The 24,500-nt window shown below is 69.9% G+C and carries 21 protein-coding genes; 11 read left to right on the forward strand and 10 right to left on the reverse strand.

Annotation, left to right across the window (positions count from 1 at the left end; all coding sequences use genetic code 11):
- Positions 1 to 4: 4 nt before the first annotated feature.
- The 3 genes from ACQP2Y_RS32695 (at position 5) to ACQP2Y_RS32705 (ending at position 3,046) form a co-directional block, all read left to right on the forward strand.
- Positions 5 to 247, forward strand: a complete 243-nt coding sequence (locus ACQP2Y_RS32695; protein WP_433719485.1) for a hypothetical protein — start codon at positions 5 to 7, stop codon at positions 245 to 247.
- 114 nt (positions 248 to 361) lie between these two features.
- The gene (locus tag ACQP2Y_RS32700) at positions 362 to 1,357 is read left to right on the forward strand and encodes an SMP-30/gluconolactonase/LRE family protein (RefSeq protein WP_433719486.1); all 996 of its coding nucleotides are present in this window, start codon (positions 362 to 364) and stop codon (positions 1,355 to 1,357) included.
- Positions 1,358 to 1,381: 24 nt separating this feature from the next.
- Positions 1,382 to 3,046 carry a PQQ-dependent sugar dehydrogenase gene (locus ACQP2Y_RS32705; RefSeq protein WP_433719488.1) on the forward strand — a complete coding sequence of 555 codons (1,665 nt, stop codon included), beginning with the start codon at positions 1,382 to 1,384 and terminating at the stop codon, positions 3,044 to 3,046.
- On the opposite strand, the gene ACQP2Y_RS32710 is transcribed toward ACQP2Y_RS32705, so the two are convergent.
- Positions 3,037 to 3,318: a hypothetical protein gene (locus ACQP2Y_RS32710; RefSeq protein ID WP_433719490.1), complete on the reverse strand. Its 282-nt coding sequence runs from the start codon at positions 3,316 to 3,318 to the stop codon at positions 3,037 to 3,039. The genes ACQP2Y_RS32705 and ACQP2Y_RS32710 overlap by 10 nt on opposite strands.
- Positions 3,319 to 3,336: 18 nt before the next feature.
- On the reverse strand, positions 3,337 to 3,783 hold the full coding sequence (locus ACQP2Y_RS32715; protein ID WP_433719493.1) for a hypothetical protein: 447 nt from the start codon (positions 3,781 to 3,783) through the stop codon (positions 3,337 to 3,339).
- Positions 3,784 to 3,965: 182 nt separating this feature from the next.
- Here ACQP2Y_RS32715 and ACQP2Y_RS32720 point away from each other — a divergent pair, with 182 nt between their 5' ends.
- Positions 3,966 to 4,631, forward strand: a complete 666-nt coding sequence (locus tag ACQP2Y_RS32720) for a response regulator (RefSeq protein ID WP_433719495.1) — start codon at positions 3,966 to 3,968, stop codon at positions 4,629 to 4,631.
- On the opposite strand, the gene ACQP2Y_RS32725 is transcribed toward ACQP2Y_RS32720, so the two are convergent.
- Positions 4,628 to 5,839, reverse strand: a complete 1,212-nt coding sequence (locus ACQP2Y_RS32725; protein WP_433719497.1) for a monooxygenase — start codon at positions 5,837 to 5,839, stop codon at positions 4,628 to 4,630. The genes ACQP2Y_RS32720 and ACQP2Y_RS32725 overlap by 4 nt on opposite strands.
- Positions 5,840 to 6,083: 244 nt before the next feature.
- On the opposite strand from ACQP2Y_RS32725, the gene ACQP2Y_RS32730 reads away from it, so the two are divergent.
- Positions 6,084 to 8,243 (forward strand): MMPL family transporter, encoded by a 2,160-nt coding sequence (locus ACQP2Y_RS32730; protein ID WP_433719499.1) that lies wholly within the window; start codon positions 6,084 to 6,086, stop codon positions 8,241 to 8,243.
- A 263-nt stretch (positions 8,244 to 8,506) separates the two neighbouring features.
- Here ACQP2Y_RS32730 and ACQP2Y_RS32735 read toward each other — a convergent pair whose 3' ends face one another.
- Positions 8,507 to 9,955: a HAMP domain-containing sensor histidine kinase gene (locus tag ACQP2Y_RS32735; RefSeq protein ID WP_433719502.1), complete on the reverse strand. Its 1,449-nt coding sequence runs from the start codon at positions 9,953 to 9,955 to the stop codon at positions 8,507 to 8,509.
- Complete coding sequence (locus tag ACQP2Y_RS32740) at positions 9,952 to 10,635, reverse strand: response regulator transcription factor (RefSeq protein ID WP_433719504.1); 684 nt, start codon at positions 10,633 to 10,635, stop codon at positions 9,952 to 9,954. Before ACQP2Y_RS32740 ends, ACQP2Y_RS32735 begins: the two co-directional genes overlap by 4 nt.
- 361 nt (positions 10,636 to 10,996) lie before the next feature.
- On the opposite strand from ACQP2Y_RS32740, the gene ACQP2Y_RS32745 reads away from it, so the two are divergent.
- The gene (locus ACQP2Y_RS32745) at positions 10,997 to 13,285 is read left to right on the forward strand and encodes an ATP-binding protein (protein ID WP_433719507.1); all 2,289 of its coding nucleotides are present in this window, start codon (positions 10,997 to 10,999) and stop codon (positions 13,283 to 13,285) included.
- Here the strand turns inward: ACQP2Y_RS32745 and ACQP2Y_RS32750 are convergent.
- Positions 13,204 to 13,695, reverse strand: a complete 492-nt coding sequence (locus ACQP2Y_RS32750; RefSeq protein WP_433719508.1) for a response regulator — start codon at positions 13,693 to 13,695, stop codon at positions 13,204 to 13,206. The two genes, ACQP2Y_RS32745 and ACQP2Y_RS32750, sit on opposite strands and share 82 nt — an antisense overlap.
- Positions 13,688 to 15,424, reverse strand: a complete 1,737-nt coding sequence (locus ACQP2Y_RS32755) for a PP2C family protein-serine/threonine phosphatase (protein ID WP_433719511.1) — start codon at positions 15,422 to 15,424, stop codon at positions 13,688 to 13,690. Before ACQP2Y_RS32755 ends, ACQP2Y_RS32750 begins: the two co-directional genes overlap by 8 nt.
- A 300-nt stretch (positions 15,425 to 15,724) precedes the next feature.
- Between ACQP2Y_RS32755 and ACQP2Y_RS32760 the strand changes: the two genes are divergently transcribed.
- The 5 genes from ACQP2Y_RS32760 (at position 15,725) to ACQP2Y_RS32780 (ending at position 19,387) form a co-directional block, all read left to right on the forward strand.
- The gene (locus tag ACQP2Y_RS32760; RefSeq protein WP_433719513.1) at positions 15,725 to 16,666 is read left to right on the forward strand and encodes a LacI family DNA-binding transcriptional regulator; all 942 of its coding nucleotides are present in this window, start codon (positions 15,725 to 15,727) and stop codon (positions 16,664 to 16,666) included.
- Positions 16,667 to 16,681: 15 nt separating this feature from the next.
- A complete protein-coding gene (locus ACQP2Y_RS32765) occupies positions 16,682 to 17,647 on the forward strand; it encodes an Acg family FMN-binding oxidoreductase (RefSeq protein ID WP_433719516.1) in 966 nt (321 codons plus the stop codon).
- A gap of 210 nt (positions 17,648 to 17,857) precedes the next feature.
- Positions 17,858 to 18,007: a hypothetical protein gene (locus tag ACQP2Y_RS32770; protein ID WP_433719519.1), complete on the forward strand. Its 150-nt coding sequence runs from the start codon at positions 17,858 to 17,860 to the stop codon at positions 18,005 to 18,007.
- A gap of 11 nt (positions 18,008 to 18,018) precedes the next feature.
- Complete coding sequence (locus ACQP2Y_RS32775; protein ID WP_433719522.1) at positions 18,019 to 18,471, forward strand: universal stress protein; 453 nt, start codon at positions 18,019 to 18,021, stop codon at positions 18,469 to 18,471.
- Between the two features lie 37 nt (positions 18,472 to 18,508).
- Complete coding sequence (locus tag ACQP2Y_RS32780; RefSeq protein WP_433719525.1) at positions 18,509 to 19,387, forward strand: universal stress protein; 879 nt, start codon at positions 18,509 to 18,511, stop codon at positions 19,385 to 19,387.
- Positions 19,388 to 19,906: 519 nt separating this feature from the next.
- Here ACQP2Y_RS32780 and ACQP2Y_RS32785 read toward each other — a convergent pair.
- The 3 genes from ACQP2Y_RS32785 to ACQP2Y_RS32795 form a co-directional block, all read right to left on the reverse strand.
- Positions 19,907 to 20,947, reverse strand: a complete 1,041-nt coding sequence (locus ACQP2Y_RS32785; RefSeq protein WP_433719527.1) for a zinc-dependent alcohol dehydrogenase family protein — start codon at positions 20,945 to 20,947, stop codon at positions 19,907 to 19,909.
- 314 nt (positions 20,948 to 21,261) lie between these two features.
- Positions 21,262 to 21,741: a universal stress protein gene (locus ACQP2Y_RS32790; protein ID WP_433719530.1), complete on the reverse strand. Its 480-nt coding sequence runs from the start codon at positions 21,739 to 21,741 to the stop codon at positions 21,262 to 21,264.
- Positions 21,742 to 21,792: 51 nt separating this feature from the next.
- Positions 21,793 to 24,462 carry a cation-translocating P-type ATPase gene (locus ACQP2Y_RS32795; protein WP_433719533.1) on the reverse strand — a complete coding sequence of 890 codons (2,670 nt, stop codon included), beginning with the start codon at positions 24,460 to 24,462 and terminating at the stop codon, positions 21,793 to 21,795.
- Between the last annotated feature and the right edge of the window lie 38 nt (positions 24,463 to 24,500).

Genomic DNA, 24,500 nt, shown 5'->3' on the forward strand with positions numbered 1-24,500 from the left:
GATCATGAACGGAAACACCTGGCCTCTTGCGCTGTTCGCAGCCGCACTGGGCCTGTGGGCTCAATACGCCATCATCAAGACGGCTGTCCATCACGGTCTCGCCGCGTTCCTCCGCGACGCGGCCCGGGCCGGCGACATGCGCGAGGGCTACGACGTGCCGAGACGGCTCGACAGCCTCGCCACTCATATCGCCGAAGTCATCCGCCAACCGCCCGACGACCCGACTCAGACACCCACCTCGACATAACAATTATCTACGAATCGGTATCAGTCGACGGACTCCGACGGGTGCGTTATCGTTCGAACGTCGTCAATGTCTGAACCCATTACGAGGACGTCCATGAAAACGCGAAGTGCCCTGGTGACCGCAGGCGCGGCCGGCCTCCTGCTGGTCGCCGGCACGACCGCGGCGACGGTCGCGCAGGCCGCTGACCTCCCGCCCGGCGCCCCGCCCGGAGTCTGCCCGACCGGCACCGAGCACGGCCCGCCGCTCGCCTCACCGACGACCACCGCTTCGCGACTCATCGGCGGCCGCACATTCCTCGAGGGCCCGGCCTGGGTCGCCGATCCCGGCTACCTGCTGATGTCCGACATGCGCGCGGCGACCGGCCCGCAGCGCGTGCAACCGTCGACCATTCTGCGATACACCCCCGGTTCAGCAACGGTCGAAACGGTGATCGCCGAATCCGGCAGTAACGGCCTGGCCATCTCCCCCGACGGGCAATCAGTAGTCGCGGCCACCCACGATCAGCGCAGCGTCTCCCGCTATCAACTCGCAGATCTCTCCCGGCAAGTGGTAGCCGCAAACTTCCAGGGTGCGGCATTCAACTCGCCGAACGACGTGTCGATCCGCTCCGACGGCGTCGTCTATTTCACCGACCCCGATTTCCAGCGAGGCCGCCGAGCCGACGCGATGAATGGCCGGACCAGCGTCTTCCGCGTCTCCGGCGGCACGGTCTCACTGGTCGACGACGCCCTGCGGCAACCGAACGGCATCGCCCTGTCCCCCGACGGCAGCACCCTTTACGTCGGCGCCTACGGCGAAAACAAAATCTACAGCTATCCCGTACGGGCAGACGGCAGCACCGGCACCCGAACGCTGTTCGCCTCGATCGCCGGACCCGACGGCGGAACAATCGACTGCGCCGGCAATGTCTACTGGGCGTCCGGCACCGACGGCCTCGTCCACGTCTTCAATCCCACCGGCGCGCAACTCGGCACAATCGCCTCCGCTGCGGGAACGACCAACGTGGCATTCGGCGGCGCAGACCGGCAGACCCTGTTCATCACGTCCGGACGCACGGGCGATTCCGGGTTGTACAGCGTGCACCTGGGCGTGCCCGGCTACCCGTACTGAAATATCGCTTTTGAAAGGCCCCTCATGACTGCACCGCGCGCTTTTCTCGCCCTGGTAGCCGTTCTGATCGGCGTACCGTTGCCCGCCGGATCCCCGGTCCTGGCCGCCGCGGCCGACACCCGGCCGCCCACCGCCCCGACCGGCCTCGCGGCCGGCGACCTGAGCTGCTCCTCGGTCACCTTGACCTGGTCGGCGTCCACCGACGACACCGGCGTCGCGTTCTACGACCTCTACCACGACGGCCAGGCGATCGGCTCGACCACCGCCGAGGTACGCACGATCACTCTCGGTGTGGTCCCGGGGGCCCGGTGGGGCTTCTACGTCAACGCCCGGGACGCCGCCGGCAACGTCTCCCAGGCCAGCAACACGGTGTCGGTCACCCCGCCGTTCTGCTCGTCGGACACAACCGCGCCGAGCGTCCCAGCCGGACTCACCGGCAGTGCCGTCGGCACTGCGGTGACCCTCCGGTGGTCACCCTCGACCGACAACGTCGCCGTGACCAGCTACGACGTGCTGCGCGACGGTGCCAAAGTCGGAGGACTCACCGGTACGGCGGCCAGCCCACCCGCCACCACATTCACCGACGTTGGCCTCAAAGCTGACACGACCTACACATACACGGTGATCGCGCGCGACGCCCAGGGCAACACGTCGGCCGCCAGCGACCCGGTCGAAGTCCACACCGGAAGCTCCTGCGCGGCCGTGTGTGCCGCCACCCAAGTGACCACGGAACGTGACCTCCCCTGGGGCCTGGTGCAGCTACCGGACGGAACGGTCCTCTACGGTCAGCGCGACCTGTTCACCATCCAGGCGATGGCCGCGGACGGCACAGGCAAGCACAGCATCGGCAAGCTCCCGGACGCGGCCGGCACCGACGGCGAGGGCGGCGTCCTAGGCCTGGCAGTTTCGCCAAGCTTCGCCGCCGACCATTGGTTGTACGTCTACCACACCACGGCGACAGACAACCGCATTGTGCGTTTCCAGTACGACGGCACGCTGCGCACCGAATCCCGCGAGATCCTGGTCACCGGAATCCCCCGCAACAAGTACCACAACGGCGGCCGCCTGCGATTCGGCCCGGACGGCAAGCTCTATGCAGCCGCCGGTGACGGTCAGGATCCTGACCAAGCACAAGAACTCGTCAGCCTCGGCGGAAAGGTCCTGCGCATCAACCCGGACGGCACCGTCCCGGACGACAACCCGTTCCCGGGCAGCGTTGTGTGGAGCTACGGCCACCGAAACCCGCAGGGCTTGGCATTCGACTCCCAGGGCCGGCTGTGGGAGCAGGAATTCGGCAACAACGTGATGGACGAAACCAACCTCATCGTCAAGGGCGGCAACTACGGCTGGCCGGCCTGCGAAGGCACAATCGGCGACGCCTGCGCAAGCTTCATCGCCCCGGCCCAGACCTATCCCGTCGCGACCGCCTCCTGCAGCGGAATCGCCATCGTCCGGGATGTCATGTACATCGCCTGCCTTCGCGGCACCCGCCTGTACCGCGCGGTAATCGCCGGCGACCACCTGACCGAGATCCAGCAGTACTACATGGGCACCTATGGCCGACTGCGCACGGTCGAACCGACCATCGACGGCAACCTGTGGCTGACCACCAGCACCGGCGGTGACAAGGACAGCATCCCCCGAAACAGCAACGAGAAGATCTTCAAAATCACGCTGGGTCAGGACTGATGGGTATTGCTTGAAGTGCGTGCTGCACCAGCCAGCTCAGCACGGACGCCGCGCTCGATGTGCTCGCAGCACCACGCCTCGAGCTCGTCGTCGCGGAATCCCCGGGTCCGCTCCTCGAGCGCGACCACGAAGGTGAAGCCTTCCGTCGGATCAGTCTGCGGTTCGAAGTCGGCCACGGCACGAGCGAAGCCGCTGCAGTTGGCATGCGTGCCGGCGGTGACGTGGATACCGCGGATGACCACAGGCCAAGCGGGAGCAGCAGGCGAAGTCACGCAGCCACCGTAGACGACCTACGTGTCGTATTCGCCGTTCCAGGGCGCATGGAACCCCAAGCGGGCAGGGTAGAGCTCGGCCCAGTTGCTACTGCCGTGGTCGCCGGACTCGTCGATGAGGCCGAAGACCACGCCGTCGAAGTCAACGCGGAACGGCTTGATGGCGATATCGCCGTACCGCCGGCCCGGTAGCGCATCGAGAAGCGTCCTGAGCGGCTCGGGGTCAAGCCGCACCTCATTGAACTGTCCGGCACCGAGAAAGCGAATCTCCGAGGATTCATGGATGCCGGCGTGGTCGAACAGATGCATGACGCCGTACCAGCGCATGAGTTCGCGGCGGTGCTCGTCTTCGTGCCGGTACGCACCGGTAACCATGGCAAGAAACTGGCCACCGTCGTACCCGCCGATGGTGCCGGTCCGGTAACCGGGTTTGTGCGCGATCGGGATCACCTCGGGCAACGACATGACGTTCACGGTAGATCATCATGCAAGAGTGGCCTGTGCGCCGTTTTAACAGTCGTCTCAGGTTCGCTCGGTATGAAGTAGGCCTCGCCGGGCGACGCGGGCCTCGGCCTCGCCGGCACGGCCGAACGCGCCGCGCTCCACGGCGGCTCGACCGTCCACGCGTTCCTGAAAGGCAGCCACTCATGATCTCTGTGCTCGTGGTGGACGCCCAGCCGCTACAGCGCTTCGGGTTTCGCATGCTGCTGGAGAGCACCCCCGATACCGAGATCGTCGGCGAGGCCGAGAACGGCGCCGAGGCCGTTCGGTGGACCACCGCGCTGAATCCCGATGTGGTGCTGATGGACATCCGCATGCCGGGCGTCGACGGGATCGAGGCCACCCGGCGCATCGCTGCCGCCGGTGGGCGTTCGCGGATCCTGGTGCTGACGACGTTCAGCGTGGACCGGTACGCGCTCGCCGCGCTGCGGGCCGGGGCGAGCGGTTTCCTGCTCAAGGACACCCGCCCGGAGGAGCTGCTCGCCGGCATCCGGGCCGTCGCCGCCGGAGACGCGGTGATCGCGCCGGCGCTGACTCGGCGGCTGCTCGAGGCGTTCGCCGACCGGCTCGGGGATGACCTCTGCGAGCCCGTACGGGAAGATCCTCGGCTTGGATCCTTGACCGGCCGCGAGCGCGAGATCCTCGTCGCCATCGGTCACGGCCTCACCAACGGCGAGATCGCGCAACGGTTCACGCTGTCGGAGTCGACGGTGAAGACGCACGTCGGGCGGGTCCTCGCCAAGATCGGCGCACGGGACCGGATCCAGGCCGTCATCCTCGCCTACAACCTGAGACTCACCCGGCCGATCTAGCGCTGTGGGGAGACCGTCATGATGCCGATGCACATCTCGTCGCTGGTGCCGTCGCCCCACACCACGTAGCGCGGCGGCAGCTTGCTCAGCTGTGGCAGCTGTTTGCGCAGTCCCGCGTCGTGCGTACACGTCGTCCGCAGCGTGTCCCCCGGACCGATCTCCACCGGCGACGGCAGCTTCATCAGCCGCTGGTTGTCGAAGTCGAACTGCGGCACGTCCAGCAGGACCTTGGCGTTCGGCTTACCCGGGTTGAGTTCGACCTTGATGGCCCGCCCGAGCATGTGCATGTGGCCGAAACCGGCGAACACCGTCACCGGCTCCTCCACCTTGTGGTCGCAGGTCTGGGTGTCACGGGGCTTCGGCGCGCCGCCCTGGTTGCATTCCTCCACCTGCTCGTCCGCCATTTCGCCGACATCCGGCCCGAACCGCTTCGTCACGTCCGCGATCGAGGCCGCCCGGTCACAGAGCGGACCCGACTCGTCGGCGGCGCAGGGCAGATCGGTCGGCGCGTCGAGCGACCACGTCTCGAGTTCCCGGGTCTGCGGCGTGCCGTCGGTCAGCCGCAGCCGCACCGCCGAGCGGTCCGACCCGGCCGGCTTGCCGTCGGTCGTCAACAGGTTGTAGTGCATCTGGAAGATGATCAGGGTGCCCGGCTCCAGCTTGTGGCCGGCGTCCTGGGTGAGCAGCGTCTCCGTGGCACCCGGCGCCCAGGTGTCCACCCATACCGCGCCCGGTTCGTCGTCCTCCACGTCGGCGCCCTTCACGCCGGTCCCGCCGAAACACTGCCAGCCGGGGCCGGGGGTCTTCGCGTCCTGCTCGCGCACCAGGGCAGCTTTGCCCGGCCGCACCGCGTACACGATGGCGTGGTGGGCGACGGCGACGTTCTCCGGCATGACCTGGGTCCCGGTCAGGAACGCCGTCTTGGTCAGGCCCGGATCGATCACCTGGCACCGGTACTCGTCCGAGCCGCCGCCCGCCGGCGGCACGGGTGTGTAGGCCTCGGCCATCTTCAGGTCGAGGAACCGCTCGCCGGCGCGCAGCGGCAGCGGCGGAGCCGACGACCCGCCCGCGTGCGCGCTGTGCGAGCCGGCCGCAGCGGGCGCCGCACTGTTGTCGGCGTCCGACCCGCAGGCGACGACAGCGAACGCCGTCGCCAGCGCCACGGTGGCCGCCCCGAACCTCCGGAGTGGACTATCAGGTTTGGTCATAGCCCGAACGCTAGGCCCGATTCCGTCCCGCTTCGTCGTACTACGGTCGTCATCCTCGGGAGGAAGGGGGTACGACGGTACTACTCCCCGGACCTGATGGACCTCGACGCCACCACGCTGGTGCGTGCGCTGGGCACCTGGTTCGGCCGACCGGCCTGAGCGCTCGATTAATGATCGTCTCAGATTCGCTCGGTACGAAGTAGGCGTCAGACAAGCGATGTAACTCGTATGCAGGAGGCCAGTGATGGCAGTCAACACAGCGTCGTCCGGGGAAGCACCGCCCGGCCGGTTGGCCGGCCGGTGGGTGCCGTGGTTGGTGATCGGCTTGTGGGTGGCGCTGGCGGTGGTCATGGTGCCGCTGAGCGGGAAGTTGAGCTCGGTCACCACCGACAAGGCCGCGGACAACCTGCCGGCCAGTGCCGATTCCACCAAGGTGGCGGTGCACGAGGACAGTCAGCCTGGTGGTGAGGCCAGCACGTTCGTCTTGGTGTACCACCGCGCCGGGGGCATAACCGACGCTGACCGCGCGACGGTCGAGCGCCACTACAACACCCTTGCCAAGCGGTACCCGCCGAACGTGGCGGCCCCGGCCGGTGGCGAGGACGAGGGCGAGGGCGAGGGCCCAGCGGTGAGACCCTCCGCCGACGGGAAGGCGATGATGTTCACCCTCGACGTGAGCGCGGCCTACGGCGGACCGGAGACCATTGTCGGCCCGTTGCGTGACGTCGCGAAGGACCGCCCCGCCGACCTGGAACTCGACGTGACGGGCCCGGCCGCGATCGAAGCCGACATGGAGGCCGTCTTCGACGGCGTCGACACCCAGGTCCTGCTCACCACCATCATCGTCGTCACGGTCCTGCTCATCATCACCTACCGCAGCCCGGTGTTGTGGTTGATCCCGTTGATGGCCGTGGGCGCGGCCGCACTGACCGCGATGGCGACCGTCTACCTGCTCGTCAAGGGCTCCGGCATCGTGATCAACGACCAGAACTCGGCGCTGCTGACGATCTTGGTATTCGGTGTCGGCACGGACTACGCGCTGTTGCTCATCTCCCGGTACCGGGAGGCATTGCACCACCACGAGAACGTCCGGGTCGCGATGGTCCACGCGCTACGCGGCGCGGCGCCGGCCATCATCGCGTCCGCGGCCACCGTGGTCGCCGGCCTGCTCTGCCTGCTTGTGGCGGACCTGAACAGCACCAGCGGGTTGGGCCCGATCGGTGCGGCCGGCATCCTGTGCGCGCTGGTGGCCATGCTGACGCTGTTCCCGGCGGTGCTCGTGGTGCTCGGCAGGCGGATCTTCTGGCCGGCCATCCCGCGGTTCAGCACGGCCGTGGAGGGGAAGCGGGGGCTGTGGGGACGGCTTGGCAGCGCCATCAGCCGCCGTCGGTGGGTGGCGACGCTCGGCTCGTTGGGCATCCTCGGCGTGCTCGCCATCGGGCTGGCGGGCAACACAGGAGCCCTGCGGGAGCAGGACCAGTTCGTGTCCGCGCCGGAGTCGGTCAAAGGCTTCACCGTTCTGAGCCAGCACTTTCCGGAGCTCGGCGGCCAGCCGATGACGATCCTCACGCGGCCGGAGTATCAGGAGCAGGTGCTCGACGTCGTCAAGGGCACTCGCGGTGTGGCCCAGGCCGTGCCGGGTGAGACCAGCCGTGGCTGGGCCGACATCTCCGTGTTCCCCACGGACGCGCCGGACACCGTCGCAGAGTACGACACGATCAAGCGGGTGCGCACCGCCGTGCACGCGGTGAGCGGGGCGGAGGCGATCGTCGGCGGGCCGAGTGCCGAGCACCTCGACACCGAGGTGACCACCACGCGCGACGAGAAGCTGGTGATCCCGCTGGTGCTCGCCGTCGTCCTGATCATCCTCGGGCTGCTGCTGCGTGCGATCGTGGCCCCGCTGATCCTGATGGCCACTGTAATCGTCTCATTCGCCGCAGCCTTCGGCGGCAGCGTGTTCGTCTTCGACACGATCCTCGGGTTCAAGGGCATCGACTATTCGGTGCCGCTGCTGGCATTCCTGTTCCTGGTGGCGCTCGGTGTCGACTACAACATCTTCCTGGTCAGCCGGGCCCGGGAGGAGGCCGTGCGGCTCGGGACCAGAGAGGGCATGCTCAAAGCCCTCTCCTCCACCGGTGGCGTCATCACCTCGGCAGGCGTGGTCCTGGCGGCCACGTTCGCGGTCCTCGCCACGCTTCCGCTGGTGATGCTGATCGAGGTCGGGTTCCTGGTCGCCTTCGGCGTGCTGCTCGACGCCCTGCTGGTGCGGTCGGTCCTGGTGCCCGCCCTCACCCTGCTGGTCGGCCGGCGGATGTGGTGGCCGAGTCGGCTGTCCCGACCGGTGGAACTGCCGGACCGGCAACGGCCGCTCGCCGACGACAAGGAGCCCGCGCTCCAACGGTAAGCGCGGTGGACGTACGAGATCCGGGACGGGGACCCACACCCGTCCCGGATCTTTTCATCGGCCCGACGGCCGCCGCCCTTTGGTCCTGCGCCACGCGCCAGGGCTGGGGCGGGCGCACCGCGGTGTCCCGCGCGGTGGTGGGCCGCTTGGCCTGGGCCGTGGGGCCGGGTCGGCGCACCGCGGTGTCCTGCCCCGACGGTGAGCCGCTGGGCCGTGCCCGAGTGCCGCCGTCCCTTTGTCCTGCGTCGCGCCGCCGGGGCGGGTCAGCGCATCGCGGTGTCCTCGCCGGCGGTGAGCCGCGCGATCGGGGCGGGCGGGGCCGCGGCCGGAAGGTCGACCCGAAGCAGCGCGCCACCGCGTACGGATCGGGCGACGGTGGCCCGGCCGCCGTGGGCGTCGACGACCCGCTGCACGATCGACAGCCCCAGACCGGATCCCGGCAACGCCCGGGCACTGTCGGCCCGGTAGAACCGGTCGAACACCCGCGGTACGTCGGCGGCGTCGATGCCCGGCCCGGCGTCGTCGACCTCGAGCACCGCCGACGCGCCCTCGGCGCGGAGCCGGACCTGGACCGGCTGGTCCGCGGGGGACCACTTGCCGGCGTTGTCGATGAGGTTGAGCACCGCCCGTTGGAGCGCAGCGGGACGCCCGCTCACCCACACGGAGGTCACGTCGAGCGCGACCTCGATGTCGGGCACCCGGGAACGCGCCCGGGTCGCGGCGGCCAGCACCACGTCGGCGAGGTCGAGCAGCTCGGTGCTCTCGTCGCTGACGTCACCGCGCGCCAGGTCGGTCAGCTCGGCGGCAAGGGTGCTCAGCTCGGCCACCTGGGCGCCGAGATCGTTGAGCAGCCGGCTCCGGCTCTCGGCCGGCAGTGCGCTGTCCAGCGTGCCGCGCCGATCGAGCCGGATCAACAGCTCGACGTTGAGGCGCAGGCTGGTGAGCGGGGTCTTGAGCTCGTGGGCGGCGTCCTCGGCGAGGAGCCGCTGGGCCCGCCGGGAATCCCGGAGCGCGGCCAGCATGTCGTTGATCGCCTGGATCAGCCGCCGGATCTCCCCACCTCCCTCATCCGGGATGTCGGCGTCGAGATCGCGGGTGTGCGCGACACGTACGGCGGCGGCGGTCAGCCGGTCGATCGGTGCCAGCGCGGTTCGCGCCACGGTCCGCCCGACAAGGCCGCCGCCGACCACGCAGAGCAGCCCGATCAGCAGCATGCCGAACCCGAACTGGTTGATCGGGCTGTCGTCGGCGAGGTCGGCCACCTGGACCGCGCCGTCGCCCGCCCGCAGCGTGTAGATGCGGTAGCCGTCGTTCCAATCGTTCGACTCCAGCAGGTCGGTCGACGCGCCCTGCGCCACGCGGCCGGCGCGCTCGCTGACCCGGGGCAGCGCGGGTTGGCCGGCGGGCGTCCGGGTCGAGCCGTCGGGCAGGATGACCCGCACCAGCCGCCCGGATCCGGGATACGGCGGTAGCTCGACCTGCGCCAGACCGGCGCGCTCCGCGTTCGCCGCCAGGACGCGGGAGTCGGCGCGTAGCTGATCCTCGGCGGTGTCCCGCAGCTTTCGGTCCATCAGCTCGCTGGCCACCTGGAACGCCAGGAACACGCTGACTGCGATGGCCGTCGCCGCGATCACCGTCAGCCTGGTCCGCAGGGACTGCCGGCGCCACCATCGGGTCAGCCGGCGCGGTTCCCGGCCGGCGGGCCTGCTCACGGAGGAGTCTCCCGCAACGTGTATCCCAGGCCGCGCAGCGTGTAGATCAACCGCGGCTCTCCCTCGGCCTCCATCTTGCGGCGCAGGTAGCTCACGTACACCTGAAGGTTGTTGGCGGTGGCGCTCATGTCGAAGCCCCAGATCGCCTCGAACAGCGCGTCGCGGGTCAACACCCGGGTCGCGTTGCGCACGAGGACCTGCAGCAGGGAGAACTCGGTCCGGGTCAGGCGCAGCGGCCGCTCGCCACGCCACGCCTCGAACCTGTCGGGATCGAGCCGGACGTCGGCGAACGACAGGATCTGCGACTCCCCGTCGCCCGGCGCGCGGCGGCGCAGCAGGGCCCGCACCCGGGCCAGCAGCTCCTCGGTGGCGAACGGCTTGGGCAGGTAGTCGTCGGCGCCCGCGTCCAGCCCCGCGACCCGGTCGGAGACCTGATCCCGGGCGGTCAGCATGAGCACCGGCAGATCCTGGCCCGCGGCCCGCAACCGCCGGCAGGTCTCCAACCCGCCGAGGCGGGGCATCATCACGTCGAGGATCAGCAGATCCAGCGTGTCACCGCCGGCCCCACCGACCCCGTCGAGCACGGCGAGACCGTTGGCGACGGTGCTGACGTCGTATCCCTCGACCTGGAGCACCCGCTCCAGTGACTCACGGATGGCCGCCTCGTCATCCGCGATCATGATCCGCACGCCGGCCCGCCCCCTTCCAGTCGATGCTTTTGACGATCATCCTCCCCGATCAACCTGAGGCCAGGATTAGAACCGTCGCCGCTGTGGTGCGTGGGCTTGTTGTGTTCCAGAGCATGACTTCACGGGTGTCACGCCAGGACTGGGTGTTAAGGCTGCCGAGCAGAACCAGTCGTGGATCGCGGTGATGCCTACGTGCGGGCGAGGCCGGCCGATGTGCGATTGCCGTCCGGGGCAGCGTGCCTCCCTGGAGCAGCAGCTCCCGGCCGGTTACGACCGCAGGGCGTCGGTCATTTCGTGGGCTGAGTAGCGTTGACACGACCGCACGTGGTTCGACGAGGACAGGGCGTGCGCGATGACGACGGACCGGGGACCGGACTGGCTTTCCGAGCGGGAGCTGGCGGCCGAACGCGAGGCCGGCACACTGTTCGATCTCGCCGATTGCGTGCGTGAACCGATCCACCGGCTGGGTGGTGTGCAGTCGTACGGTGCGCTGGTGGCCGCGCGGGCCGGGGTCGTCGAGATGGTGAGTGCCAACACGGCCGAGGTGCTCGGGCTGTCCGTCGATGAGCTGATCGGCGCTCCGCTGGCCCTGCTGCTCGGCGATGAGCAGTGCGAGGCGGTGTTAGGGCTGGCCGAGGACTGTCCCGCAGCCACCGAGACAGTGCCCGTCACCGTGGGCGACGGCCGGGAGTTCCACGTGACGGTGTACGTGGCCGACGGGCTGGTGGTGCTGGAGTTCGAACCGGTGGGCACCGCGAACCGGTTGTCGTTTTCCCGTACCTACGCCCCCATCCGGCAGGCGCTGACCCGGTTGCAGCAGGCGAGGTCGGTGGCCGAGGCCTGTCGTGCGGCCGTGCGGGAGGTACGGGCGGTCACCGGGTACGACCGGGTGGTGGCGTACCGGTTTGACTCTGTTGACGGGCCGGGCGAGGTCATCGCCGAGGATGTCGCGGCCGACTGGCCGCCGTGGTTGGGCTTGTGGTTCCCGGCTACTGACATTCCTCCGCAGGCCCGCCGGTTGTACGAGCAGAACTGGATCAGGGTCATTGCCGACGTCGACGACCCGGGTACGGGACTGGTTCCGCCGGTGCTGCCGGGTGTCGGCGTTCCGCTGGATCTGTCGTTGTCGGTGTTGCGGACGGTGTCGCCGTTCCATATCGAGTATTTGCGCAACATCGAGGTGACCTCGTCGATGTCAGTGTCGCTGCTGGCCGACGGGCGGCTGTGGGGGCTCATCGCCTGCCACGGGCGGGCCGCCAACCGGCTCGGCCCGGAGCTGCGGGCCGCGTGCGAGTTCTTCGGGGTGGCGCTGTCGCTGCACCTCGCCGCTTTGCGGGAACGCGACGAAACGGCCGCCCGGGAGCAGTCCCGCATCGTCATCGCCCGGCTGATGGAGACCATCGCGGTGGATCTGCCATCCGGCTGGGCGGACGGCCCGGCCGGGCTCGACAGGATCCTGCCCTGCGACGCGGTGGCGATCAGGTTCGGTGGCCGAGTGACGGTGCACGGCTCCCGGGTGGACCCGGCGGCGTTCTTCGCGGTGCTGCCTTCGCTGCGGTCCGGCGAGTTGTGGCAGTCCGACCGGGTCGGTGAGGTGCTCGGATTGACCCCGTGCCCGGGTGGGGTCGACGGGGCGTTGGTGCTGCCGTTGGCCGGCGAGGATTGCATCGCTTGGCTGCGTACGGGTAGCGCCGTACAGCAGCGCTGGGCGATCGATCCCGACCAACCGGTTGTCGCGGGCCCGAACGGCAGCCGGTTGAGTCCGCGCGGGTCGACGGCGGTGTATCTGGCCACGGTCCGGGGTCGCAGCACGCCGTGGTCGACGTCGGACCAAGTGATGGCGGCCGAACTCGGCCGGTCGATCGTCGAGGTGGCGCTGACGCATGCCCAGGCCGTCGCTGCCCTCAATGCCGAGCTGGCCCGCAGCAACGTCGATCTCGACTCGTTCGCCCACGCCGCCGGGCACGACCTCAAGGAACCGCTGCGCGGCATCGCCCACACGGCGGCGTTCATCGTCGAGGACGCGGGTTCCGGCCTCGACACGGTCACCGCGTCCCGGCTGACCGCCATCCAACGGCTGGCGACCCGGATGGACGAACTGCTGAACTCGCTGCTGCACATCTCCCGGCTGGGCCGCACCGATCTGCGGCGCGAGGACATCGACCTGCGCGAAGCCGTGGACCAGGCGCTGGAGGTAGCCGGGCCGCGCCTGGCCGAGGAATCCGTCGACGTCCACCGACCGGACACCGGCGAGGTGACGGTGCACGCCGACCCGCTGCGCCTCGACGAGGTGCTGATCAACCTGCTGGTCAACGCGGCCAAATACGCCCGCCCCGCCCTGCCACGCCAGGTCACCGTGGGCGGCGCCCGGGTGACTCCCCCCGGCGGTGCCGGGCAGGTGTCCGCCGTCTACGTCGCCGACAACGGCATCGGCATCCCGGCCCACCTGCGCGACCAGGCGTTCCAGCTGTTCAAGCGGTTGCACGCGCCGGGTGAGCACGGCGGTGGGTCGGGCGCCGGGCTGGCCATCGTGCGGCGCCTCGTCGAGCGGCACGGCGGTCAGGCCTGGGCGGACTCGACGCCCGGCGGTGGAACCACGATCTGGCTCACGTTTCCCGCGGCCTCGCCCGATCCTTCATAGAGAGCCGATGTGGTCCGCGACCGCCAGTAGTCGATGGTGCCCCGCAGGACGGTCTGAAACAGGGCGAAGTTGATCGGCTTGTAGACGTAGCTGTCCGCCCCGGCGGCGTAGCAGCGATCCGCCTCCGCCGAATCCGTCGACGAGGTGAACACCACGACGGTGATCGCCCTGTACGCGGGCACCGCCCGTACCCCGATCAGGATCGTCAACCCGCTCTCACCGGGCATGTTCAGGTCCAGCAACAGCAGATCCGGCAAAGGTACGGCCGGGTCGGCCAGCCGGGGCAGCACCGCGTCGCCGCGCCGGACGAACTCCAGCCGCACATCCGGGTGCGACCGGCCGACGGCACGCTCGATGGCCTCGACATCCTCGTCGGAGTCCTCCACCACGAGGATCAGCTCGTCACTCACCGGCATCTCCCTCGTCCGCTGCGCGCACACCGAGCACCGCGATGTCGTCCGCGCCGCTGCGCCGGAACTCGACCGCCAGCCGGCACAGGTTCTCGACCAGCACGGCGACGGGCGCGGCGCGCAGCCGTACCAGCGCGTCGGCGAGGACCACCGAGTCCTCGAACATGGCACCGTCACCGTCACGGGCCTCGGTCAGGCCGTCGGTGAACAGCAGCAGCGTGTCGCCGACCGCGAGCCGCAGCTGCGACCGGCCGATCCCGGCCCGGTCGCGTACGCCCAGCAGCAGCCCACCCCCGCCCGGCCGGCTGACCCGACCCGATGCCCGGACCACAAGCGGCGCGGGGTGTCCGGCGGATGCCAGCCGCACCGCGAGCCCGCCGCGCGCCGTGGGGCAGAAGGTGGCGACGGCACCGGTGACAAACCGCCAGGAACCGTCGCGCCGCAGCGCCGCGTTGAGCCGAGACAGCGCGCGTTCGCCCGACGCGCCGTCGCGCAGCAGAGTACCCAGAGTGTGCCGGGCCATGCCGGTCAGCGCCGCCGCGGCGACCCCGCGGCCGCAGACGTCACCGATCATCGCCGCGCCGCCGGTGCCGTGCGGCACGATGTCGTAGAAGTCGCCGCCGACCTCGAGGATCTGGTCACCGACCGCGTAGGCCGCTGCCGTCGTCACCCCGTCGAGGACCGGCAGCCCGGTCGGCAGCAGGTGACTCTGCAGGGTCATCACATCCCGGCGGCGCTGCTCGTACAGCTCGGCGTTGTCGATGGCCAGCGCCGCCCGCCGGGTGAGGTCCACCAGCAACGCCGGGTCCGGAAGTCGATCGACCGCCCGGTCGAACAAAAACACCAGCACCCCGAGCACGCGGCCACGGGCTCGCAGCACGGTGGTGGCGAGGGCCTGAGCGCCGACCGCCAGCCCGGCGGCCGGGCTGAGCTCCCGGGCTGCACCGCCCGGCGTACCCGGCGGCTCGGCTGTCGCCCGGCCCACCAGGTCTCTCAGCCACTGCATGTCTCTGTCCCCGGCCACGGGTAGCTGCCTGTGCGCGTCGACGTGCACACCGGTGATCAATCGCACGGTGTCGCCGTGCCCGAGATACACCAGGCAACCGTCGGCGACCGCGGGGACGACCATCCGGGCGACGCGCTGCAACGTCTGAGGGGCGTCGAGCTCTGCATCCATCTGCAGGGACGCCTCCGCCAGCAACGCGTCCCGGTTCCGCGTCTCCTCGATCAGGGCCTGCCCGGCCAGGCGTTCGCCCGCCGTGCGGGCGACGTCGACCACCTGCGCGAAAGAGCCCGCCGGAGTCGCATCGCAGCCGCCGGCCACGGTGACGAGCAGGTGCGCGGTACCGCCGCCGGGCCGGGCGAAACCGCCGATGAACAGTGTGGACGCCGGGTGGTCGAGGGTCGTCGCGGCGAGGGCGGTCAGTTCCGGTACGTCCCGGCCGAGGTCGATGATCAGCACTGGGCTGTGCCGTCTGCTGACCACTTGCTCGATGTCGCGGAACAGGGCGGCTGTGCTGTTCTGTCCGCCGCCCCGGTTGACCCAGGAGACATGCTCGGTGCGTCCCTTGCGGTCCTGGGTGATGGTGCCTGCGGCGAACACGCCGGGGAGTTCGAGCAGCGCAGCCAGTAACGCCACGTCGAGGGCGCCGGGGTCGGCAGCCGCCGTCGCGGCCGTCCACAGCTGGTGCAGCGCGTCCGCCCATCCGCCGTCATCCGGATGACTCATCACAGCTTCCGATCAGCCGCCGCTCAGGCGGACCTCACGCAGCAACCTGCGAGTATCGGCGGAAAAGGGCGGAAAAGGAGGCATACTCATCGGGCGGGCTGCGCTTGTGGCTCCAACTCCGTGACGAGTACGTCCGGGCCACCGGCCGATCGTATGGACCCACTCTCTCACGAATACCCGGGGGCGCCGACGCGGGACGCGCATCGGTGCCCGGTGCGCGAGGGATACCCGCCGGCTCTCGGCATCCCAGAGCCGCCGGGTCCAGGGCGGGTAGCCCGGCCGCCGGGAGACGCCTTCCGCGTGCAGGGTCGTGAGCTGGTGGGCCTGGAGACCCGGTACGTGTGCCCCAAGTCGGTGCGGGTGGAGTGGCAGCTGTACGAGCTGGACACCGGCGAGCTGCACCGGTGCCCGCCCAAGGACGACTCGTATCGGACGGTGCACATCCCGGCCTGGCTGGGGTCGCTACTGACCGCGCAGGTCGGCCGGCGGCCGGTCGGCGCGTGCGAGTGCCACGGACAGCGGTACGCCTTCGGCGGATACGGCACCGCCAACGGAGCGGCTCGCCGGTCGGTGCCGAAGCTGGTCGACGTGGCTCGCGCTGCTGCGGTATCGAAGGGCACCGTGTCCAATGTGCTCAATCGCCCGCAGCTTGTGGAGGCCGCGACGCGCGAGACGGTGATGGCGGCTGTCGAACGGCTCGGCTACGCCCGGGGCGCACCCACCACCGCAGTGGCGGCGCACTACCGGCGCAACGGTTTCGCGACCTGGCTGTTCCAGCCCGCCGCCACCGGCCGGTACCCGGCGAAGGCGCCCAAGGTTGCCCGGCCGGTCCCGGTGACGGCGGATCCGTGGCCCGGTGTTCCGGTCCGGGGACGCAACGCGGCGGACCGGGCGAACGTGTGCTGGCTGCCGATCGCCCAAGGCATCACCCCGCACGGAGTACGTCACACGTACAAGACGCTGATGGTGGGGCTGGGAACGCCGGCCACCCTGATGGATGACCAGATGGGCCATTCCGACGGTTCGGTCCAAGCGCGCTACTCGCACGCGACGGCCGACATGCTTCGGCAACTCCTCGGTGGGCTGACGGGCGTATGGGAGAGCGGCGCGGGCCGTTCGGCCCTGACGACATCACCGGTGAAGCCGCACTGTGGGTGGCAGATCAAAGACTCGCGCCGCCGTCGTCACGACCCCGCGATCTCCCGCAATCATGATCCGTGTCGCCGACGAGGGCAGCGGTGAACAGGGGTGGCTTCCATGACACCACAGCCCTACGGCCCGGCGGAGCTGCACGCCGCCGCGGCGGCCGGTATCCGGGCGCCGTCACTGCACAACAGCCAACCCTGGCGCTTCCGGCTGCACGACGGCGCGATCGAGGTCCTGGCCGATCCCCGCGACCACCCGGCCCTGTCCGACCGGATCGGCTGGGCGGTACGGATCGCCTGCGGCGCCGCAGTGTTCAACGCTCGCCTGGCGCTTCTGGCCACCGACACCCCCGCCGACGTGCGGCTACGACCAGACCCGGCCGACCCCATGGTCATGGCCCGCCTGCGACCGGGACCACAGCGTCGCGCGACGTACCCGGAAAGTGACCTTCTGGCCGCAGTCGGCCGGCGGCACAGCAGCCGGCAGCCGTTCTGGCCCGACCCGGTCCCGACGGAAGCCCGCATGCGGCTCGTCGACGCTGCCCGGGCGGAGGGAGCCTGGTTGGAGTTGCTCATCGGGATGACCGCGCTCAGCGGCTTCGCCGAGATCGCGCAGAGCACGGACCGGGTGCTGCGCCGCGATCCTGCTTACCAGGAGCGGCTGTCCGGGTGGGTCCGTACCGAAGCCGCCGGCGATGGGATACCCGTTGCTGCGGTCGCCCGCGTCGGTGAACCTCAGGACCTGCTCCCCCAACGGACCTATGGTCACAGGCCGCGCGCCCCGGGTCGCGACTTCGAGCCCGAACCGCTGATCGCGATCCTCGGCTCGACCGGTGACACCGCCACCGATCAGATCAATGCCGGACAGGCCCTGCAACGGGTGCTGCTCACCGCCACCGACGCCGGCCTCGCGACGTCGATGATCTCCCAACCGATCGAAGTGACCGGCGCGCGGGAACAGCTGAGCCGATCGCTGGGCAGCCGCTCCGGCACACCCCAGATGGCCTTACGCATCGGCTACGGCCAGGCCGGCAGGCCCACCCCGCGCCGCGACCAGGCACAGGCGCTCCTGTCCTGAACCTCGCACGCCGTCTCTCCGCCACCTGCGGCCTCTCACGGCTGCTGACCCGCCGAGTCGGGCCTTTCGGCCCTGAACACAGCCGGTCTGCCCCCGCACTCTGAGGAGGAGACGAAACCGGAGGCTTCCTATGACTGCCTCATCCGAGCGCCTGACCAGCGGCGACATGACTGCCATCCTCGACGCCGCAGCGCGCGCGTCGCCGTCGAAGTGACCTGGCCACGGCAGCTGCTGCGTGGCCTGCTGTCCGACATCGGCGAGTTCTGCCTGGCCGTTCGACTCGGCTACCCGGCGACGCGGACCCCGCTGCCGCCCGTCCCCCGGCGCGGACCCGCGGAGGCCGTCACGACCCAGGAGTAGAGGACATGGCCATGCCAGAACACGGAATCGACAGCACCGGCCGCATCGTCGTCGGAGTAGACGGATCACCGGGCTCGAAGACCGCCCTGATGTGGGCGATGAACCAGGCCCGGCTGACCGGCGCCACGATTCAGGCCGTCACCGCCTGGGAGGACCCAGCCAGGTACGGGACCGCCTACGGGTGGACGGCCACAGCCTTCGACGGGAACACCTTCGCCACCGCGATAGCCAAGGACCTCGACGCCACGGTCGCCGACGTGACCGCCCAGATGGAGTACCCCGTCACCGTCCTGACACAGATCGTCGAGGGCCATCCCGCCGAAACCCTCCTGCGGGCCGCCGACGGCGCGCAGCTTCTGGTGGTCGGTAGCCGTGGGCACGGCACCTTCGCCGGCATCATCCTCGGCTCGGTGAGCCAGCACTGCGTGCAGCACGCACCTTGCCCTGTCGTCGTCGTTCCGTGACAACGCTCGAGCACTCAAAACCACTGGGAGGTCAGCGATGAGCACGGTAGCCGGAGCCGCAGTCGTAGTAGGCGTGGACGGATCGGCGTGCAGCTTGTCCGCGGTCCGGGCAGCCGCGCACGAGGCGGTGGAACGAGGGCGACCGCTGCGGGTCGTGCACGCCTTCATCTGGCCGTCGATGGGCGTCGCGATCGGCCCGGCCACCACCGGTCCATCCGACATGGGCATGCGCAGCGCAGCCGAACGCAGCCTGGCCGAAGCCGTCACCGAAGCCGAGAAGGCCGCGCCGGGCGTGGAGGTGACGAAGGTGCTGGTCGACGGTTTCCCCGCACCGGTCCTGCTCGCCGAGTCCCGTGATGCCGTGCTGCTGGTGATCGGGGACCGGGGACTGGGTGGATTCGGCAGTCTTGTGCTCGGCTCCGTCGCCCTGCACATCACGGCCCACGCCGCCTGTCCCGTGCTGGTGGTCCGCGGTACGCAACGCACATCCGGACCGGTGGTGGTCGGTGTCGACGGCTCGGCCGGATCAACGGCCGCTGTCGGCTTCGCCGTCGAGGAGGCGTCGCGGCGCAGAACCGAGCTGGTCGCCGTGCACGCGTGGGGTGCCTTCGACTCCCTCGGTCAGGACGACGTACTGCCCGCATACACCGATCCGGGAGCACTGCAAGCCGAGGAGCAGCGCATTCTGAGCGAGTCGCTGGCCGGCTGGTCACAACGGTATCCCGATGCCACCATCCGGCAGGAGCTCGCCCACCGGCACCCCGCAGCGGCGCTGATCGAGCGATCGCAGACCGCGCAGCTGCTGGTGACGGGGGCCCGTGGACGTGGCGGTTTCGCGGGTCTGCTCCTCGGATCGGTCAGCCAGACCGTTATGCACCACGCCGGCTGCCCCGTCGCGATCGTACGAGTGAAGTAGTGCACAGGTTGGCTTGAGTCAGGTACCAACCTCGGGTAGCAGAGCCCGGCCACTGCGTTGATCGCGGCGGTCCGGGTTCTTCCCCCTGCCGCCCGTAGGGTCCCCGGCACGGAAGTGCGCTGCAGGTCAGGGCTTGCGAGCGGTGGAGCGTGCGATGAAGGCCTCGTCGAACGCCCCAGGTTCGGTGGCGTAGACGTTGAGCGCCCCGGTGACGGCCTCCTGCACGGGCAGTCCGATCGACAGGGAGCTGTGGGCTCCGGCTTCGCAGGCCCGAGGGGTCCAGTCCGGCCACCGGCTCTCGCTGGTGATGTCCGCGACGTGTGCCCTTGCCCTGGGCGCATCACCGTCACCCCTGATGGGTGCGGGTGTGCGCGGATCCGCTCTGAGCAATTCGTGCGAGAGACCCTGGCCCGCGGCCGGTGCGCCGTGAGCGACCCGCCGGCGGTTCCGACGGGCAGCCCCGGCTGCTGGGGGATCAGCCCCGGCTTGATCGCGCTGGGCGTCTCTCGTGCACGTTCGTCATTTGTGCAGCAGGACCTTGAGCGCGCCGGTGTCGGCGGCGCGGCTGAACACGTCGTAGGCGTCGAGGGCCTGGTCGAGCCGGAACCGGTGGGTGATGAACTTCTGCGGGGCGAGCTGCCCGGTACACAGAAGTTTGAGCAGGGTCGGGGTGGACCAGGTGTCGACCAGGCCGGTGGTGATGGTGACGTTGCGAGTCCACAGGTCCTGCAGGTGCAACATCGCCGGTTTGCCGTGCACACCGACGTTGGCGACATGCCCGCCGGGACGCACGAGCCGCGTGCACATCTCGAACGTGTCGGCCACCCCGACAGCTTCGATCGCGACATCGGCGCCGAGGCCGTCGGTGAGTGCGGCGATGACCTGCGCGGGATCCTGCCGGGAAGGATTGACAGTGACGTCCGCGCCGAACTGCTTGGCGGCTTCCAGCCGGCTGTCGGCCAGGTCGATGGCGATGATGTGGCTCGGGCTGTACAACCGGGCGCCCATGATCGCGGACAGCCCGATCGGTCCGGCGCCGACGATCGCCACGGTGTCACCGGGCCGGATACCACCGTTGATCACGCCGACCTCGTACGCGGTCGGCAGGATGTCGGAGAGCATCAGCACGGCCTCGTCGTCCAGGCCGGCCGGGATCACGTAGGTGGAGGTGTCGGCGAACGGGACCCGTACGTAATCGGCTTGGGTGCCGTCGATCTTGTAGCCGAGGATCCAGCCACCGCCGCCGAGGCATTGCCCGTAGGCGGCCTCGCGGCAGTAGCGGCAGCGGCCGCAGGCGCTGATGCAGGACACCACGACCCGGTCACCCGGTTTGACCGTGGTGACGGCGGAGCCGACAGCTTCGACCGTGCCGACGGCTTCGTGGCCCAGGACCCGCCCTTCAGCGGTCTCCGGTAGATCACCCTTGAGGATGTGCAGGTCGGTGCCGCAGATCGTGGTGGCGTCGACTCCGACGATCGCATCGGTGTCGTCGACGATGCGCGGATCCGGTACGTCGTCCCAGCTCTTGTGTCCGGGACCGTGGTAGACGAGCGCCTTCATGGTGAGCCTTCCGGGATCGGTAGTGCCCGAGAGCTTCCGCCGGGTTCACCGGCAGAACCGGCAGAATCCGACGCACCCTCACCCTCTTCGTCCAGCGCGCCGATGCGCAGAGTCTTTGGTCCTGTCCCCGACGCCGGTTCCTCAGCCGCGGGTCGTGCCGCAGTGCGGTCAGTGGCCAGCAGGTTGAGTTCGCTCTGCAGGCGGGCTACCAGGGCCGGCAGATCCGGGCAGCGCCAGCTGCCGCCTCCGCACCGTGGCAGCCGCCGCGACGACGGTCATCGACATGACCAGGGAGGAGACGCGCGCCGTCCTGGTCATGGCGAGGTCCTGGGCTTGACGTCGTCCGGCACGACGATCACGGGGCAGGGCGCATGGTGGGTGCAGTGCTGGCTGACCGATCCGAGCAGCATGCCGGCGAAGGCGCCGTGCCCGCGGCTTCCGACGACCAGGAGTTCCGCACCGGCCGCGGCTTCCAGCAGGATCTGTGCGGCAGGTCCGTGTGCGACCTTGACCCGGACGTCAACGGGTTGGTCGCTGGTCCCGACGACCTCCGCCACGGTCTCGGTGAGGACCTTCTCGGCGGTGGTGGCGATGCTGTCGCCGGGCGACGGGAACGGAACCGCGCCGTAGGAGTATTCGTAGGTCGCCGGCTGCTGCCAGGCGGCCACTGCTTCGACCGTCGCGCCGGTCAGTCGGGCTTGCGCCAGCGCCCACCGCAGTGCGGCTTTGGAGCCGTGCGAGCTGTCGACGCCCACGACGATGTACCGGTCCTCGGAACGTGTCTGGTCGCTCATGTCTACCTCCGGGTGAGTCGCCTCAGTAGAACGCCGCGCCGGTGCGAAGCGTCAGTGCCGAACGGCCCGTCCGAGCCGGGACTCCCCCGGTGTCGAGGCCCGTGCGCGCACCACCGCTTTGCGGATCTCGTCCGCGACCAGCAGCACCACACCGAACCCCACCAGGATGGCCCAGTCCAGCGCGGACAGCGGCGCGGTGTGGAACAGCCGCTGCAGCGCCGGCACGTAGCTGATCGCGCAGATCAACAGCAGGCTGAGGCTCTGGGCAGCGAGCATCCGGCCGCTGGAGCGCAGGCCGAGGGTGACGATGCTGAGCCGGTCGCTGCGCACGGTGAGACCGACGAAGATCTGGCTCACCACGATGCCGGCCTGGGTCATGGTGAGCGCCTCGCGGTAGACCGGGTTGTCGACGGTGAAAGCATCGAACGGCAGACCCGCGGTGTGGATGCACCAGAAGAACGCCGCAGTGACCCCGGCTGCCTGAAACCCGCCGAGGAACAGGATCCGGCGCACGACCGCGCCCGAGAACAGCGACTCGCGAGGGTTACGCGGCGGCCGGTCCATCGTGCCGGGCTCGGGATGCAGGGTGCCCAGGGCCAGGGCCGGCAGCACATCTGAGCCGAGGTCGATCGCAAGGACCTGAACGGCGGACAACGGTACGAGCGGGAACCCGGCGAACGTGGCCACCAGGATCGGCACGAGCTCGCCGACGTTCGAGGTGAACACATAGATCAGGAACGTACGGATGTTCTGGTAGACGGATCGGCCCCGCTCCACTGCCGCGGCGATGGAGGCGAACGAGTCGTCCAGCAGCACCATCACGGCGGCTTCGCGGGCGACGTCGGTGCCGGAGGCGCCCATGGCCACCCCGATGTCGGCGCGGCGCAACGCGGGCGCGTCGTTCGCGCCGTCACCGGTGACCGCGACGACCTCGCCCAGGTCTTTGAAGGCGGACACGACCCGCATCTTGTGTTCCGGCTTGACCCGGGCGAACAGCACCGGTGACGGGTCCTTCAGCAGGGCCCGCAGGGCGTCTTCGCCGAGGCTGTCGAGGTCCGCGCCGGTCACGGCCCGGGGTACCGCCTCGGTGATCAGTCCGATCTTGCGGGCGATGGCTTCAGCGGTCAGCGCGGAATCACCGGTCACCATGACGATCCGGATCCCGGCCCGGTGGCAGGCCGCGATGGCCGGGGTGACCTCCATCCGCGGCGGGTCGAGCATCCCGACCAGACCCAGCAGAATCAGCTCCTGTTCGGCGTCGGCCGGCCCGACGCCGGACGGCACCGGGCGGTACGCGACGGCGAGCACCCGCAGCGCGTCCCGCGACATGTCGTCGTTGACGGCCAGCGCCCGGGCGCGCATCGCCTCGCTGATTGGTATGACTCCGCCGGATCCGTCGACCACCCGGGTGCAGCGAGCGAGCAACTCCTGCGGGGAGCCCTTCACGTAGGCGACGAAGGCGTCGTCGACCCGGTGCACAGTGGTCATCAGCTTGCGATCGGCGTCGAACGTGAACTCCTCGACACGCGGCGCCCGCTGTTGCTCCGTGGCGAGGTCCACACCGCTCTTGGCGGCGACGACGAGCAATGCCCCCTCGGTGGTGTCCCCGAGCACCCGCCAGCCTGCCTCGTCCTGCGGCGGCAGCAGACGCGCGTCGCAGCACAAAACGGCAGCCCGCAGGGTCTGCCGCAGTGGTTCGGGGCCCTCGACGTCGCCGACCGGCTCATACCCGGCGCCGGACACCGTATGGGTCCGGTCCGGGACCCAGACCGCCTGCACCGTCATCTCGGCCTTGGTCAGCGTGCCGGTCTTGTCGGTGCAGATCACCGTGGTGGACCCCAGCGTCTCCACCGCGACGAGCTTCTTGATCAGGGCCTTGCGGTGGGCCATCCGCCGGACGCCGACGGCCAGCGCCACCGACATCGTCGCCGGTAGGCCCTCGGGGACGAGCGCGACCATCACGCCGAGCGCGAAGACGAAGGTGGTCACGACCGGGCCGCCGAGCGGCAGCCGGATCGCGAACACCAGCGCGCCGAGGCAGAACGCTCCGGCGGCCACCCGCCGTGCCATGGTGGCGACCTGCCGCTGCAGGGGGCTGCGTTCAGCCTTGGTCTGAGCGGTCAGCCGGTAGATGCGGCCGAACTCGGTGTCCTTCGCCGTGGCGACGACGACGGCGCGGGCGGTGCCCGCCGCGACCGTCGTGCCCATCCACACCAGGTTGCCCGATTCCGACGGTGGTGTGCCGGGCGCGGGCGGGTCAGCGGTACGCCGGGCAGGCTTGCTCTCCCCCGTCAGTGCGGCGTTGTTGACGGTCAGGCCGTGGGACTCGATGACACGAGCGTCGGCCGGCACCGCGTCACCCGCCTCCAAGACCAGGACATCGCCGACGACCAGGCCGGCGGCGGGCACGTCGGCACGTTCCCCGTCGCGGAGCACCGTGGCGCGGTGGGGCACCATCGCCCGCAGCGCTTCGGCCGTACGCTCGGCCGCGAACTCCTGCCCGAATCCGATCACCGCGTTGAGCAGCACCACGGCCAGGATCGCGATCGCCAGTTGCAGGTTGCCCACGTCGCGGGGCCGGCCCAGCTCGTACGCGACGAGGGTGATCACCGCCGCGACCAGCAGCATCACGGCGAACAGGTCGGTGAACTGGGCCGCGAAGCGGCGCAGCAGCGACGGCCCGCGGGCGATCGGGAGTTCGTTGGGGCCGTCACGGGTCAACCGCGCTGCGGCCTCAGCGGCAGACAGGCCATGCGAGA

It is taken from the genome of Actinoplanes sp. CA-051413 (assembly GCF_050955795.1).
In the GTDB taxonomy this organism is placed as follows: Bacteria; Actinomycetota; Actinomycetes; order Mycobacteriales; family Micromonosporaceae; genus Actinoplanes.

What these genes read in the sequence shown, in the direction of transcription:
- ACQP2Y_RS32695 (WP_433719485.1), top strand. Translation starts at nt 5, where the DNA reads ATGAACGGAAACACCTGGCCTCTTGCGCTGTTCGCAGCCGCACTGGGC.
- ACQP2Y_RS32705 (WP_433719488.1), top strand. Translation starts at nt 1,382, where the DNA reads ATGACTGCACCGCGCGCTTTTCTCGCCCTGGTAGCCGTTCTGATCGGC.
- ACQP2Y_RS32715 (WP_433719493.1), bottom strand. Translation starts at nt 3,783, where the DNA reads ATGTCGTTGCCCGAGGTGATCCCGATCGCGCACAAACCCGGTTACCGG.
- ACQP2Y_RS32720 (WP_433719495.1), top strand. Translation starts at nt 3,966, where the DNA reads ATGATCTCTGTGCTCGTGGTGGACGCCCAGCCGCTACAGCGCTTCGGG.
- ACQP2Y_RS32725 (WP_433719497.1), bottom strand. Translation starts at nt 5,839, where the DNA reads ATGACCAAACCTGATAGTCCACTCCGGAGGTTCGGGGCGGCCACCGTG.
- ACQP2Y_RS32730 (WP_433719499.1), top strand. Translation starts at nt 6,084, where the DNA reads ATGGCAGTCAACACAGCGTCGTCCGGGGAAGCACCGCCCGGCCGGTTG.
- ACQP2Y_RS32740 (WP_433719504.1), bottom strand. Translation starts at nt 10,635, where the DNA reads ATGATCGCGGATGACGAGGCGGCCATCCGTGAGTCACTGGAGCGGGTG.
- ACQP2Y_RS32745 (WP_433719507.1), top strand. Translation starts at nt 10,997, where the DNA reads ATGACGACGGACCGGGGACCGGACTGGCTTTCCGAGCGGGAGCTGGCG.
- ACQP2Y_RS32755 (WP_433719511.1), bottom strand. Translation starts at nt 15,424, where the DNA reads ATGAGTCATCCGGATGACGGCGGATGGGCGGACGCGCTGCACCAGCTG.
- ACQP2Y_RS32765 (WP_433719516.1), top strand. Translation starts at nt 16,682, where the DNA reads ATGACACCACAGCCCTACGGCCCGGCGGAGCTGCACGCCGCCGCGGCG.
- ACQP2Y_RS32775 (WP_433719522.1), top strand. Translation starts at nt 18,019, where the DNA reads ATGCCAGAACACGGAATCGACAGCACCGGCCGCATCGTCGTCGGAGTA.
- ACQP2Y_RS32780 (WP_433719525.1), top strand. Translation starts at nt 18,509, where the DNA reads ATGAGCACGGTAGCCGGAGCCGCAGTCGTAGTAGGCGTGGACGGATCG.
- ACQP2Y_RS32785 (WP_433719527.1), bottom strand. Translation starts at nt 20,947, where the DNA reads ATGAAGGCGCTCGTCTACCACGGTCCCGGACACAAGAGCTGGGACGAC.
- ACQP2Y_RS32790 (WP_433719530.1), bottom strand. Translation starts at nt 21,741, where the DNA reads ATGAGCGACCAGACACGTTCCGAGGACCGGTACATCGTCGTGGGCGTC.